General features: G+C 62.0%; 9 protein-coding genes, 2 tRNA genes and 1 pseudogene. 5 read left to right on the top strand and 7 right to left on the bottom strand.

Annotated elements, in window-relative coordinates:
* Positions 1 to 407 precede the first annotated feature (407 nt).
* Positions 408 to 1,781 carry a DNA recombination protein RmuC gene (gene rmuC / locus ACF8RA_RS25045; RefSeq protein ID WP_176685504.1) on the top strand — a complete coding sequence of 458 codons (1,374 nt, stop codon included), beginning with the start codon at positions 408 to 410 and terminating at the stop codon, positions 1,779 to 1,781.
* Here the strand turns inward: rmuC and ACF8RA_RS25040 are convergent.
* From ACF8RA_RS25040 to ACF8RA_RS25020, 5 genes are all read right to left on the bottom strand, one after another.
* Positions 1,753 to 5,232 carry a NahK/ErcS family hybrid sensor histidine kinase/response regulator gene (locus tag ACF8RA_RS25040; RefSeq protein ID WP_392519673.1) on the bottom strand — a complete coding sequence of 1,160 codons (3,480 nt, stop codon included), beginning with the start codon at positions 5,230 to 5,232 and terminating at the stop codon, positions 1,753 to 1,755. The genes rmuC and ACF8RA_RS25040 overlap by 29 nt on opposite strands.
* 126 nt (positions 5,233 to 5,358) lie before the next feature.
* Positions 5,359 to 6,537: an MFS transporter gene (locus ACF8RA_RS25035; RefSeq protein ID WP_176685470.1), complete on the bottom strand. Its 1,179-nt coding sequence runs from the start codon at positions 6,535 to 6,537 to the stop codon at positions 5,359 to 5,361.
* A gap of 223 nt (positions 6,538 to 6,760) precedes the next feature.
* On the bottom strand, positions 6,761 to 7,684 hold the full coding sequence (locus ACF8RA_RS25030) for a LysR family transcriptional regulator (RefSeq protein WP_176685469.1): 924 nt from the start codon (positions 7,682 to 7,684) through the stop codon (positions 6,761 to 6,763).
* A gap of 176 nt (positions 7,685 to 7,860) precedes the next feature.
* Positions 7,861 to 8,571: an SDR family NAD(P)-dependent oxidoreductase gene (locus ACF8RA_RS25025; RefSeq protein ID WP_339444629.1), complete on the bottom strand. Its 711-nt coding sequence runs from the start codon at positions 8,569 to 8,571 to the stop codon at positions 7,861 to 7,863.
* A 39-nt stretch (positions 8,572 to 8,610) separates the two neighbouring features.
* Positions 8,611 to 8,826, bottom strand: coding sequence for a 4-oxalocrotonate tautomerase family protein (locus tag ACF8RA_RS25020; protein ID WP_176685467.1), 216 nt, complete (start codon positions 8,824 to 8,826; stop codon positions 8,611 to 8,613).
* 159 nt (positions 8,827 to 8,985) lie between these two features.
* Between ACF8RA_RS25020 and ACF8RA_RS25015 the strand changes: the two are divergent.
* Both ACF8RA_RS25015 and ACF8RA_RS25010 read left to right on the top strand, forming a co-directional pair.
* Positions 8,986 to 9,204: pseudogene (locus ACF8RA_RS25015) on the top strand (UTRA domain-containing protein); the annotation flags it as partial.
* A gap of 94 nt (positions 9,205 to 9,298) precedes the next feature.
* Positions 9,299 to 11,176, top strand: a complete 1,878-nt coding sequence (locus tag ACF8RA_RS25010) for a 1-acyl-sn-glycerol-3-phosphate acyltransferase (protein ID WP_176685466.1) — start codon at positions 9,299 to 9,301, stop codon at positions 11,174 to 11,176.
* Between the two features lie 3 nt (positions 11,177 to 11,179).
* Here the strand turns inward: ACF8RA_RS25010 and sugE are convergent, their stop codons facing one another.
* Positions 11,180 to 11,497, bottom strand: coding sequence for a quaternary ammonium compound efflux SMR transporter SugE (gene sugE / locus ACF8RA_RS25005; RefSeq protein ID WP_010952753.1), 318 nt, complete (start codon positions 11,495 to 11,497; stop codon positions 11,180 to 11,182).
* Between the two features lie 221 nt (positions 11,498 to 11,718).
* On the bottom strand, positions 11,719 to 12,639 hold the full coding sequence (gene rdgC / locus ACF8RA_RS25000; protein ID WP_176685465.1) for a recombination-associated protein RdgC: 921 nt from the start codon (positions 12,637 to 12,639) through the stop codon (positions 11,719 to 11,721).
* Between the two features lie 216 nt (positions 12,640 to 12,855).
* Between rdgC and ACF8RA_RS24995 the strand changes: the two genes are divergently transcribed.
* Together ACF8RA_RS24995 and ACF8RA_RS24990 are read left to right on the top strand one after the other, a co-directional pair.
* Positions 12,856 to 12,931: transfer RNA gene (locus tag ACF8RA_RS24995), tRNA-Val, on the top strand.
* Between the two features lie 13 nt (positions 12,932 to 12,944).
* A tRNA-Asp gene (locus tag ACF8RA_RS24990) sits at positions 12,945 to 13,021 on the top strand.
* Positions 13,022 to 13,190: the final 169 nt, after the last annotated feature.

Genomic DNA, 13,190 nt, shown 5'->3' with positions numbered 1-13,190 from the left:
GCCGGCCTCTTCGCGGGTGAACCCGCTCCTACGGCGGCCTGTGTTCAACCCCTGATGCGTGTGTAGGAGCGGGTTTACCCGCGAATACGGTGGCGGCAGCAACGGTGAACGGCGGGTGGAGATTGGCCAGCAGGGCCGGCCTCTTCGCGGGTGAACCCGCTCCTACGGGCGACCGTGGGGGCTTTGCCTTCAGGCTTGCGCAGCGGGCAGGCCCGCGAAGAGGCCGATGCAGGCAACACGCCAGTCAGGCTGATAAGCTGCACTCAATTTGCATCAGAGCGTTCGGGGTTAGCATGACAGTGGATCTGGCCAGCATTCTGCTGGGCTTGGTGGCAGGGGCAATACCCTGTCTGGTGTGGGTCATGCAGGTGCAGCGCCGCCAGGGCGCACGGCAAGGTGAGCAGGCCTTGCTCGAAGAGCGCCTCAACGCTGCCCAGCTGGCCCAGGCCGGTCTGCAGGCGCAACTGGACGCCAGCCGCGACGAGGTCAGCGACCTCAGTGAGGCCAACGCCGTCAAACAGGCCCAGTTGGCTGCTCAAGGCCGTGAGCTGGAGCTGCTGCAGATCGACCGCGACAATGCCCGTGACGCCGCCCACGCCTGGAGCCTTGAGCGCGCCAACCGCGAAGCCGAACTGCGCCGCCTGGAAGCGCAAACCGCGCGCCTGGACGCAGAACTGCGTGAACAGCAGGAAAGCCACCAGCAACGCCTGGAAGACCTGCAGGAGGCCCGTGACACCTTGCGCGCCCAGTTCGCCGACATGGCCACCAAAATCTTCGACGAACGCGAACAGCGCTTCGCCCAGACCAGTCAGCAACACCTGGGCCAGTTGCTCGACCCGCTCAAGGAGCGCATCCATGCCTTCGAAAAACGCGTGGAGGAAAGCTACCAACAAGAGGCCCGCGAGCGCTTCTCGCTGGGCAAGGAGCTGGAGCGCCTGCAACAGCTCAACCTGCGTCTGTCCGACGAAGCCACCAACCTTACCCAGGCCTTGAAGGGCCAGAAGACCCAGGGCAACTGGGGTGAGCTGATTCTCGAACGCGTGCTGGAACATGCCGGCCTGGAAAAGGGGCGCGAATACCAGACCCAGGTCAGCCTGAAAAGCGCCGACGGCGAGCGTTTCCAGCCGGATGTGCTGATCATGCTGCCCGGCAACAAGCAGGTGGTGGTGGACGCCAAGGTCAGCCTCACGGCGTACCAGCAGTTCGTTGCCGGCAACGACGAAGCTGCGCTCAAGCAGCATGTGCAGTCGCTGCGCAGCCACGTCAAAGGCCTGTCGAGCAAGGACTACAGCCGCCTCGAAGGCCTGCACAGCCTGGATTTCGTGTTGTTGTTCGTGCCCATCGAGGCGGCCTTTTCAGCGGCCCTGCAGGCCGAGCCGAACCTGTTCCAGGAGGCCTTCGACCGGCAGATCGTGATTGTCAGCCCTACCACGTTGCTGGCGACCCTGCGGGTCATCGACAGCCTGTGGAAGCAGGAACGTCAAGGGCAGAACGCCCGCGAAATTGCCGAGCGCGCCGGCTGGCTCTACGACAAGTTCGTGCTGTTCATCCAGGATCTGGATGAGCTGGGCAACCGCTTGCAGCAGGTGGACAAGGCTTATGCCGCAGCGCGCAACAAGCTGTGCGAAGGGCGTGGCAACCTGGTCAGCCGCAGCGAGCAGCTTAAGCTTCTGGGCGCCCGTGCCAGCAAGAGCTTGCCGGCAGACTTGCTGGAGCGGGCGCTGTCCGACGAGGCGCTGCCCGAGGTAGCGGTTACTGAGCCAGGCTCAGATGGCGATTGAGCAGGGCGCGCAAGGCCGCCGGCTTGACCGGCTTGGCCAGGTAGTCCAGGCCTGATGCGTGTACCCGTGCGATGGTTTCCTTGCTGCCGTCGGCGCTGATCACCACACCGGGTACCGGCTCACCCAGCCGTGCTCGAAGCCAGCCCATCAGCCCGGTGCCGGTCTCGCCGTCGTCCAGGTGGTAGTCCACCAATGCCAGGTGCGGGCGCATGCCCTTGGCCAGCAGGGCTTCGCATTCGGCCTGGTTGCGCGCGGTCCATACCTGGCAACCCCAGCGGCTCAGCAAGCTGTTCATGCCAATCAGGATGCTGTCTTCGTTGTCCACGCAAAGCACTTGCAGCCCGGCCAGAGGCTGGCCGCCCTGTTGTTCCACCGGGGCGCTTGATGCTGCGGCGGCCTGGCGGGCAATCGGTACGCTGACGCGGAACACCGTGCCCTTGCCCGGCCATGAGCGCACCTCCAGCGGGTGCCCCAGCACCCGGCACAGGCCGTCTGCGATCGCCAGGCCCAGGCCTAGCCCCTTCTCGGCACGGGTCTGGTGGCTGTCCAGGCGCTTGAACTCCTGAAAGATCACCTGCAGCTTGTCGTCAGCAATGCCCGGGCCACGGTCCCAGACCTCTAGCCACAAACGCTCGCCCTGCCGGCGCGCGCCCAGCAGGATCGGGCTCTTGCCGTAGCGCAGGGCATTGGTGAGGAAGTTCTGCAGCACCCGGCGTAGCAGTTTCATGTCGCTGTCCACCCGCAGGCGGCTGCCGCGCAGGCGGAACGCCAGGCCCTTCTCGGCCGCCAGCAGCTTGAACTCGGCGCCCAGGGTGTCGAACAGTTCGTTGAGGGCGAAGGGTTTGGCATCCGGGGTGATCTTGCCGTTTTCCAGGCGCGAGATGTCCAGCAGGTCGCTGATCAGCTCTTCAGCCGAGCGCAGCGAACTGTCCATGTGCTGTACCAGCTGCCGGGCCTCTTCGTTCATGCCCTCGGCCTGTTGCGACAAGGCGGCAGAGAAAAGTCGTGCGGCGTTCAAAGGTTGCATCAGGTCATGGCTGACGGCGGCCAGGAAGCGGGTCTTGGAGTTGCTCACCGCTTCGGCCTGGCTCTTGGCTTCGGACAGCGCCTGGTTCAACTGCGAAAGCTCTTGGGTACGCTCTGCCACGCGTTGCTCAAGGCGTTCGTTGGCATCGCGCAGTGCCTGCTCGGCCTCGCGGAACGGGGTGATGTCGGTGAAGCTCATGACAAAGCCGCCGCCCGGCATCGGGTTGCCGATCAGCTCGATCACCCGGCCATTGGGGAACAGTCGCTCGGAGGAGTGCGCGCGGCCCTGGCGCATCCAGTGCAGCCGCCGCGCCACATGCACCTGTGCTTCGCCAGGGCCGCACAGGCCGCGCTCGGCGTTGTAGCGGATGATGTCGGCAATCGGTCGCCCAACGCTGATCAGTCCGTCCGGGTAGTTGAACAGTTCCAGGTAGCGGCGGTTCCAGGCCACCAGGTGCAAGTTCTGGTCGACCACGCTGATGCCTTGGTTGATGTTCTCGATGGCGCCTTGCAGCAGGGCGCGGTTGAACTGCAGCACCTCACTGGCTTCGTCAGCGATGCGCACCACGTCTTCCAGCTGCATGTCGCGGCCTTCGATGGCCGCCTTGACCACCGCGCGGGTCGACGAGGTACCGAGTACGCCGGCCAGCAGGCGCTCGGTGTGCTCGATCCAGTCGCCGTCGGCGTTCTGGTTAGGGTTGAAGCCCTTGCCCTGGCGGTAGGCAAAGCGGATGAAGCTCTGCCGTGCGCGCTCTTCACCGACAAAGCGCGAGGCCAGGGTCAGCAGGTCGTCGATCTGCACCGCCAGCAGCGGTTTGCTGCTGGGTCGCGCGCTGGTCTGCTGGCCAATGAATCGGCCGGCCTGCCAATGCTCGGAAACCCGTGTGCGCGACAATACCGAAACCCAGGCGAACAGGGTGAAGTTGCCCGCCAGTGACAGCACTACGCCTTGGGTCAGTGGACTGATCGGCAGGTTCAGCGGGTTGCCGTGCAGCCATGCCAGGCCAGGGAACAATTGCAACGACCAGCCCAGGCTGTGCGCGGCAATCGGCAGCACCAGGGTGTAGAACCACAGGAAAATGCCAGCGGCCAGGCCGGCGAACACGCCGCGACGGTTGGCCTGCTTCCAGTACAGCGCGCCAAGCATGGCCGGGGAGAGCTGGGTCACGGCGGCAAAGGCAATCTGGCCGATGGTCGCCAGGCTGGCGGTGGAGCCCAGCAGGCGGTAGCTGACATAGGCCAGGAGCAAGATCACCACGATGGTTACCCGGCGAACCGAAAGCATCCAGTGGCGAAATGCTTCGAAAGGCCGCTCGGCGTTATTGCGGCGCAGCAGCCAGGGCAGCAGCATGTCGTTGGACACCATGGTCGACAGCGCCACGGCCTCGACGATCACCATGCCGGTGGCCGCCGAGGCGCCGCCGATGAACGCCAGCAGGGCCAGGCTCGGGTGCGCCTCGGCCAGCGGCAGGCTGATGACGAACGAGTCGGAGATCACCGTGCCTGGCAGCAGCATCTGTCCGGCCAGGGCAATCGGCACCACGAACAGCGCGGCCAATGCCAGGTACATCGGGAATACCCAGCGCGCCAGGCGCAAGTCCTGCGGTTCGATGTTCTCCACCACGGTAACGTGGAACTGCCGGGGCAGGCAGATGATTGCCATCATTGCCACGGCGGTTTGCACCACCATGGACGGCCAATTGATGGTTTCTTTCCAATAGTCCTGCAAGTGGATCGACTGGCGGGCCTGGCTGAACAGGTCGTCGAAGCCGTCATACAGGTTGAAAACGATGAAGATGCCCACGGCAAGGAACGCCAGCAGCTTGATCAGCGATTCGAAGGCAATCGCCAGGACCATACCGCGGTGGTGCTCGGTCACATCCAGGCTGCGGGTGCCGAAGACGATGGCGAACAGCGCCAGTACCAGCGACACCACCAGCGCAGTGTCCTGCACGCGGGTGCCGGTGGCATCGGCGTTGGCGCCGATCAGCAGGTTCACGCCCAGTACGATGCCCTTGAGCTGCAAGGCGATGTATGGCAGCACGCCGACCAGGCAGATCAGCGCCACCACCACTGCCAGGGTCTGCGACTTGCCGTAGCGCGCGGCGATGAAGTCGGCGATCGAGGTGATGTTCTGCTGCTTGCTGATCAGCACCATCTTCTGCAGCACCCAAGGGGCGAAGATCAGCAGCAGTACCGGGCCCAGGTAGATTGGCAGGAACGCCCAAAGCTGTTCGGCGGCCTGGCCGACCGCGCCGAAGAAGGTCCAGCTGGTGCAGTATACGGCCAGCGACAGGCTGTACACCCAGGCACGCAGCTTTGGCGGCAATGGCGTGCTGCGGCGGTCGCCATAGAAGGCGATGGCGAACATGATGGCCATATAGGCCAGGGCGACCACGGCGATCAGCCCGCTGGACAACGACATGAAGACTCCGAAGCAAAAAGGTAACGCGGTCCCGATCAATCAGTCTGGCACGCAAGTGCCGCTTCGTCAGCGCAGACGATGGTTGTAGGAGCGGGTTCACCCGCGAATAGGCCGGAGCAGGCCACATCAACCCCTGCGGGTACCCAACCCGTAGAACACCCCTGCCAGTATCACCGACAACACCAGCAGGTAGAAGACCGCCCCCGGCCACAGGTGTACCAGTGCGAACCCCACCATCACCGGCCCCAGCGCTGCCCCCAGGTTGGACAGGTTTTGCGCGCCGTAATACACCCCGCGCAAGTGCTCCGGTGCGATCAGGTCGATAAACATGTACTCGGCCGGAATCACGATGATTTCGCCCAGCGTGAACACCAGCATCGCCAGGCACCAGGCCAGTACCGAGCCCGCCAGCGCAAAACCCAGCAAGCCGGCGATGAACAGGCCCATGCCGGCCAACAGCCACGGCATCAGGCGCTGGCGGCTGATACGCCGGCCAATCAGGTACTGCAAGGCAATGACCGTCACGGCGTTGGTGGTGACCAGATAGCCGATCAGCCGTGCGGCTTCGGCCGGGTTGCTGGTGACCACCAGGTACTGGGACAGGTAGGCGGTGAACTGGCCGAACACCACCGCGCTCAGCACCCCACCCACGGTAAAGCACACCAGCCGATGATCCCGCGCCAGCCCCAGCGCCACTTGGCCGAAGCCGGCCGCGGGTTTGTCCGGTACGCTGGCCTGCAGGCTGCGATCGCCAAGGCGCCAATAAGCCAGGCACATGGCCAGGCCAAGCGTGGCAGAAGCGATGAACGGCACATGATCGTTCAGTTCAAGCATGGCCACGCCCAGCAACGGGCCGGCGGCGTAGCCGACGTTGCTGAGGGTGTACTTGATGGCGAATACCTCCGCCCGCTCATCCACCGGCAGTAATGCGCAGAAGCCTGCCTTGGCGGCGATGTCGACCACTGCCAGGGCCAGGTTGATCAACACCAGACAAAAGAAGAACGGCAGCGCCGAACGGCTGGCGACCGCGCCGACGAAGGCCAGGGCGAACAGCAGGGTACTGGCGCTGACCAGCGTGTGGTTGCGCAAGGTGTCGACCAGATGGCCACCATACAGACTCAATAGTGAGGCGATGATCAGCGCGCCACCGATCAGCAGACCGATCTGGCTGATCGGCAGCTGGAAATTGTCGGCCAGGTAAACCACCAGGTAGGGCAGGGTGAGGGCGCGGGCGACGGTAAGCGTGAAGGTGGTGGTGAGCAGCAGGCGAACGGTGTGCGGGTAGCGTTTTATGGCGGCGAGCATTACCACGTCCTTGTTGTGGGGGTGCCGAGCACAAGCATAAGCCACATGCGGTCCCTTCGGCAGCACCGGCCACGTTCGAGTGAATGTGGGGAGTTCTCGGGCTGCTTCACAGCCCTTGCAATTTATGTCTCGAAGAGGAGTGGCCACCTGGCCCTGTCGTAGGGTTATCGCTCAAGTCATCGAGCGCGCGTGCTGGGAAAAAAGGGGGAACATCTGTTCTGCGCTAGAGCGAGGCCCACTCTTCACGATACTGAACCAGAAAATCCACAAAAGCGCGCACCCTCTGCGGGACATGACGACCGTGGGGGTACAACAAGGTGTACGGCCTCGACCGCCCGCCAAACGGCGTCAATACTTCGACGAGTCGCCCGTCAGCCAGCTCTTGTTCCACGATGAACTTGTAGGTCTGGAACAATCCGGCACCATTTTTTGCGAGTGTGACTCCGCCCAACACGTCGTCGGAACAGGAATAGCTTCCAGCGGTGAACACCTCACGGTCTCGGCCGTTCTCTCGGAACAGCCAAGAGATACGCCTACCGCTACTCGGAAGCTCGAATTGGATGCATTCATGCTGGTCCAGGTCCTCCAGTGCCTGCGGTGCCCCGACCTTCTCCAGGTAGGGCGGAGACGCTACGACAACCAGCTTTGCATCTTCCAGCAACCTGGCAATCATCGTGGAATCAGGTTGAGCTCGTACTCGAATCGCCAGGTCGTATCCTTCCGCAACGAAGTCGATATTTCGATTACCGAGGTGGATATCAACGGTCACCTCAGGGTATAGGTCGCGAAATTTAGGAAGCAACGGCAGGATCCGGTGGTGCCCATACGTCGTGGGCAGGCTGATACGAAGACGCCCTGACGGAGTTGCTTGAGCGCCCATGACTGCCTGCTGGGCCTCCACCAGTTGCGTGAGCGCCTGGCTGCACTGCTCGAAAAAATCCTTTCCTGCATCGGTCAATCGAATGCTTCGGGTTGTTCTTGCGAACAGCCGAGAGCCCAGCCTTTTTTCCAAGCGAAGGATCGACCTGCTTACTGCGGCCGGAGTAACACCAGCGAGCTGAGCAGCGGCAGAAAAGCTGCCCGCTTCCGCAGACAGGCAAAACAGCTCGATACTTCCCAGCTGCAGATCGTCAAAATGCCGCTTCATAGGGCTTGCACCGTATAGGGCCTAGCAGGAGGCTGAGCGTCGGACTCTGCGGTAGAGTCGCGCACCGGCATGGAAAAGTACAACTGGCGTCGAGGTCGTCTCGTGGGTAGTCCCGGCCAGATAGTACAGTGAATCTGCCCATCACCCGTACGGGCCGGTGATGAGCATACTGTCGATCAATGGCCTGCGCTTTGACCGCCGTCGACGTGCAGGATCTCGCCGGTGACAAATGAAGCGCTGTCCAGGTAGAGGATCGCTTGAACGATGTCGTTGATCTCACCCATGTGGCCGACGGGATGCAGCTTGCCCAGGGCATCGTGAGTTTCGGCGCCGTGCATCGGAGTTTTGATGATGCCAGGCGACACGGCGTTAGCGCGGATGCCTCGCTTGGCAAACTCAATGGCGATCGATTTGGTGGCAGCGTTGATGCCACCTTTGGTGAGCGATGCCATTACCGACGGAACGCCGTCGATAGCATGATCAACCAGGCTGGTGGTGACGCTGACCACATGCCCGCTACCACGCTTCACCATTTCCGCGATGGCGAGCTGGGAGATGTAGAAGAAGCCACTCATATTGGTCGCAACGACTTGCGCATAGTCTTCCTTGGTATAGCTGGTGAATGGCTTGGCGACGAAAATCCCGGCGTTGTTGACGAGAGTATCGATGCGCCCGAAGCGGGCCACTGCGTCGCGCACCACTCGTTCCGCAGTGGCCGGATCCGCAATATCACCGGCAACAGTCAGGATGTCTGGGTCGGTCGATGGTTGAATGGAGCGCGAGGTCGCTACCACCTTGTGGCCGAGGGCTCGGAACCCGTTCACCACCCCAGCACCGATGCCTTGAGATGCGCCAGTTACGATGATTACCTTTTGAGAGTCGCTCATGATGTGTTCTCTACAATGGATTAAGTTTAATTGTCTGCCTCATGATTGTGATGGCGACAATTGTTTTCGGTACTCGGTTGTTGTAATGCCGGAGTAACCCCAATTGTCGGTGTCGACTTCTTCGATTACGATGTGCGTCAACTTCGGATCTTTATGAAGCACGCGCTCCATCGTTTCATTGATTTCTTTTATCACCTGAGCCTTTTGTTCCCGGGTTACACCATCACGAGTGATGCGGACGCTGATGAATGGCATTGTAAGTTCCTCTATCAAGTGTGCATTGGGTGATGAGCAGCTGATGGAGAAACTCTAGGAACTCAGAGCGAATTGATAAATATGCCGTGAGTTACATCACTTGTGACTTCGTGTATCAAATCACGCGGTGCCATGGCTTGCTGTGCGTGTTGGCGGTCAGTGCACAGCCGTGGCAGCCTTGGCTACCCGTTTTCCAAAGCGCTGTGCGGTCAGGTAGTCGCCTACGCCGAAGAGACACTGAACGTCGAAGCGGCCGACGCGGTGCATGGCCGCTTGCTGCAGCTGTCGGCCGACAGCCCGGTGGTAGTGATCGAGCGCCTGGCCCGAGACTACGCTGGCAAACCTCTGGAATGGCGCCGCTCGCTTGGCCAGGCCTGAGCCGATACTTGCCAGTCAGCGCATTTCCCATGCAGATTTGTGGCCCGGCGCGCTTGGCGAGCCTCCAATTGAAAAGCCCTCAGGACCAAGGACGATGAGTCACTCTTCGCAATTCACCTTGCTCGGCAAGCGGCGTTTCCTGCCGTTTTTCATCACTCAGTCGCTGGGTGCCTTCAACGACAACCTGTTCAAGCAGTCGCTGATCCTGGCGATTTTGTTCAAGCTCAGCCTGGGCGATGGTGACCGATCGATCTGGGTCAACTTGTGCGCCTTGCTGTTCATCCTGCCGTTTTTCCTGTTTTCGGCACTGGGTGGGCAGTTTGGCGAGAAGTTCGCCAAGGATGCGCTGATCCGTGCAATCAAACTGGCCGAAATCGTGATCATGGCGGTTGGTGCGCTAGGCTTTGTCACCAACCATCTGGCGCTGATGCTGGTGGCGCTGTTCGGTATGGGGACCCAATCGGCGCTGTTCGGCCCGGTGAAGTACTCGATCCTTCCGCAGGCCCTGCGCGAGGAAGAGCTGGTAGGCGGTAATGGGCTGGTGGAAACCGGCACCTTCCTCGCCATCCTAGTCGGCACCATCGGCGCCGGGGTGATGATGTCGGCCGACAGCTACGCAACGGTGGTGGCCGGTGGCGTGGTCGGCACGGCTGTGCTCGGCTACCTCGCCAGCCGCTGGATCCCACGGGCGGCTGCCGCCTCGCCACAAATGCCGCTGGACTGGAACATCCTCAAGCAGTCGTGGGTGATCTTGCGCATGGGCCTGAGCCAGCCGCCGGCGGTGTCGCGCTCGATCGTCGGCAACTCGTGGTTCTGGTTTGTCGGCGCCATCTACCTCACGCAGATCCCGGCCTATGCCAAGGATTGGCTGCACGGTGACGGCACGGTGGTGACCCTGGTGCTGACACTGTTCTCGGTGGGCATCGCCCTGGGCTCGCTGCTGTGCGAGCGGCTCAGCGGACGCAAGGTGGAAATCGGCCTGGTGCCGTTCGGCTCCTTCGGCCTGACCCTGTTCGGCCTGCTGTGGTGGTGGCACTCTGGTGATGTGCCGGCTGCAGCAGCGCCGCACGACTGGCTGGCATTGCTGGGCATGAGCCAGGCGTGGTGGATCTTGCTGTCGATCGTTGGCCTGGGGGTGTTCGGCGGCTTCTACATCGTGCCGCTGTATGCGTTGATCCAGGCCCGCACGGCCGAGGACGAGCGCGCCAGGGTGATCGCTGCCAACAACATCCTCAATGCCTTGTTCATGGTAGTGTCGGCGGTGCTCACCATCATCCTGCTAGGCTTGGCCGAACTGAGCATTCCGCAGCTTTTCCTGGTGGTGTCGCTGCTCAATATCGCGGTCAACACCTACATCTTCAGGATCGTCCCCGAGTTCACCATGCGCTTCCTGATCTGGTTGCTCAGCCATTCGATGTACCGCGTGCAGCACCGAGACCTTGAGCGCATCCCCGATGAGGGTGCAGCGTTGCTGGTGTGCAACCACGTGTCGTTCGTCGATGCGTTGCTGCTGGGCGGGGCTATCCGCCGGCCGATCCGCTTTGTCATGTACTACAAGATCTACAACCTGCCGGTGCTCAACTTCGTGTTTCGTACCGCCGGTGCCATCCCGATTGCCGGGCGTAACGAAGACCAGGCGACGTACGAGCGGGCCTTCGCGCGGATTGCCGAGTACCTGGCTGATGGTGAACTGGTGTGCATCTTCCCGGAAGGCAAGCTGACGGGCGATGGCGAAATCGATGTCTTCAAGGGTGGGGTCAGCCGCATCCTCGAAGAAACGCCGGTACCGGTGATTCCGCTGGCCTTGCAGGGGTTGTGGGGAAGCTTCTTCAGCCGTGACCCGGCCAAAGGTTTCTTCAAGCGCCTGTGGTCGCGGGTGACCATCGTGGCGGGCGCCGCCGTCCCGGTGGAGGCGGCGCAGCCCGAGGTGTTGCGCGAACAGGTCAGCCGCCTGCGCGGCCACCTGCGATAGGGGTTAGCTGGCGCTGACTTTCAGGCCGACAAGGCCGCAGACGATCAGCGCCACACTGACCAGCCGCACCAGGGCCATGGACTCGCCGAACAGAATGATCCCGGCGATGACCGTACCGACTGCGCCTACGCCGGTCCAGATGGCATAGGCGGTGCCCAGCGGCAACTCCTTCATGGCCAGGCCCAGCAGGCCCAGGCTGATGACCATGGCGCCGACGGTAAGGACAGTGGGGAGCGGTCGAGTGAAACCGTCGGTGTATTTGAGGCCGACGGCCCAGCCGACCTCGAACAGGCCGGCGAAAAACAGGATGATCCAGGACATGAGTGTGTCTCCATCGTTTGAATGATGGGGCCGTCCCCGGAGTGGTCACGCGGTGCGTCGTGAGGTCGTCCTCACAGTGGGCACCATGGTGCCTGTCTGCGGCCTTCCGGGCAAGTCCGCGCCTGCTGGCCAATTTCCCCCGCCGTTTACCGTTGCCGCCACCACCGTATTCGCGGGTGCTGGTGGAAACGATCCAAGCCAGCACCCGCATCTCATACCCGTCAGACCCCTTGCGGGATCTCTTCCCCACCCAGCGCCTCGAACAGCACCGGCAGGAATTCGGCAAAGGTCATCATCATCAGCTGGAAGCTGGCGTCGAACTGCTGCGCAGCCTCATCGCCACCGTCCTGCTCGGCCTGCTCCTGCAGCAGTTCTTCGAACTTCAGGCGCTTGATGACCATCTTGTCGTCGAGAACGAACGACAGCTTGTCTTGCCAGGCCAGTGCCAGCTGGGTCACCACCTTGCCAGTGCTCAGGTGCAGCTGAATCTCTTCGCCGGTCAGGTCCTGGCGCTTGCAGCGCACGATACCGCCATCTTCGGCGGTGTCGCGCAGTTCGCACTCGTCCAGCACATAGAAACCTTCGGCCGCTTGCTGCGATTTGACCCAGTCGGTCATGGTGGCCACCGGCGCAATCTTCACCGTGGCCGGGCGCACCGGCAGCGAGCCCATCACTTCACGCAGGGTCGACAGCAGGTCTTCGGCCCGTTTGGCGCTGGCCGAGTTGACCAGGATCACGCCCAGGCGCGGGGCAATGGCAGCGAAGATCATCGAGCGGCGGATGAATGCACGCGGCAGGAACGCCTGGATGATTTCGTCCTTGATCTGGTCGCGCTCCTTTTTATAGACCTTGCGCATTTGCTCGGTCTCGATCTCTTCGACCTTTTCCTTGACCGCGTCGTTGACCACGCTGCTCGGCAGGATGCGTTCTTCCTTGCGCGCGGCAATCAGCAGGTACTCGCCGCTGACATGCACCAGGGGAGCGTCTTCGCCTTTGCCGAACGGCGCGACGAAACCATAGGTGGTCAGCTCCTGGCTGGCGCAGGGGCGGGCCGGCTTGCTGGCCAGGGCGGCTTCCAGCGCTTCAGGCTCGAACGGAACTTCCTGGGTCAGGCGGTAGGTCAGCAGGTTCTTGAACCACATGAGGGGCAATCTCTCCTTAATGCATAAGGCGGGCATTATTCTCCGAGCGGTGAATTGAGGCCAGCCCTGTCAGAGGGCCAGCAGTGGCTTATGCATGAAAGAATCGCCCGACAACGCTAGGTCTTTGAAAGGGCAGAGGTTTTTTTTGCAAAAAGTTTAAAAAGTGCTTGCCAGGGTGCGGGGCGCTCCGTAGAATGCGCGCCACACCGAGACGAAGGGTGATTAGCTCAGCCGGGAGAGCATCTGCCTTACAAGCAGAGGGTCGGCGGTTCGATCCCGTCATCACCCACCACTCGATGTATAGCGCAGCGGTAGTTCAGTCGGTTAGAATACCGGCCTGTCACGCCGGGGGTCGCGGGTTCGAGTCCCGTCCGCTGCGCCATATTCCACTTCCAGGGCCCACTGAACACCCGGAAGTAACAGAGAAAGCGACCTTAGGGTCGCTTTTTTTGTGCCTGATTTTTGGTGTTTGACCGAAGTGTGAAAAAACTTCGATAAGTGCTTGCCAGAGCGCCAAGTCGCCCGTAGAATGCGCGCCACACCGAGAGACA

Origin of the sequence: Pseudomonas sp. FYR_5 (genome assembly GCF_043106315.1) — a bacterium.
In the GTDB taxonomy this organism is placed as follows: Bacteria; Pseudomonadota; Gammaproteobacteria; order Pseudomonadales; family Pseudomonadaceae; genus Aquipseudomonas; species Aquipseudomonas putida_Y.
This window is presented reverse-complemented; position numbering and strand designations above follow the sequence as displayed.

Excerpts from the sequence above, each read along its gene's own strand:
- rdgC (WP_176685465.1), bottom strand. The coding sequence starts at position 12,639 with ATGTGGTTCAAGAACCTGCTGACCTACCGCCTGACCCAGGAAGTTCCG.
- ACF8RA_RS25025 (WP_339444629.1), bottom strand. The coding sequence starts at position 8,571 with ATGAGCGACTCTCAAAAGGTAATCATCGTAACTGGCGCATCTCAAGGC.
- sugE (WP_010952753.1), bottom strand. The coding sequence starts at position 11,497 with ATGTCCTGGATCATCCTGTTTTTCGCCGGCCTGTTCGAGGTCGGCTGG.
- ACF8RA_RS25010 (WP_176685466.1), top strand. The coding sequence starts at position 9,299 with ATGAGTCACTCTTCGCAATTCACCTTGCTCGGCAAGCGGCGTTTCCTG.
- ACF8RA_RS25040 (WP_392519673.1), bottom strand. The coding sequence starts at position 5,232 with ATGTCGTTGTCCAGCGGGCTGATCGCCGTGGTCGCCCTGGCCTATATG.
- ACF8RA_RS25020 (WP_176685467.1), bottom strand. The coding sequence starts at position 8,826 with ATGCCATTCATCAGCGTCCGCATCACTCGTGATGGTGTAACCCGGGAA.
- ACF8RA_RS25030 (WP_176685469.1), bottom strand. The coding sequence starts at position 7,684 with ATGAAGCGGCATTTTGACGATCTGCAGCTGGGAAGTATCGAGCTGTTT.
- ACF8RA_RS25035 (WP_176685470.1), bottom strand. The coding sequence starts at position 6,537 with ATGCTCGCCGCCATAAAACGCTACCCGCACACCGTTCGCCTGCTGCTC.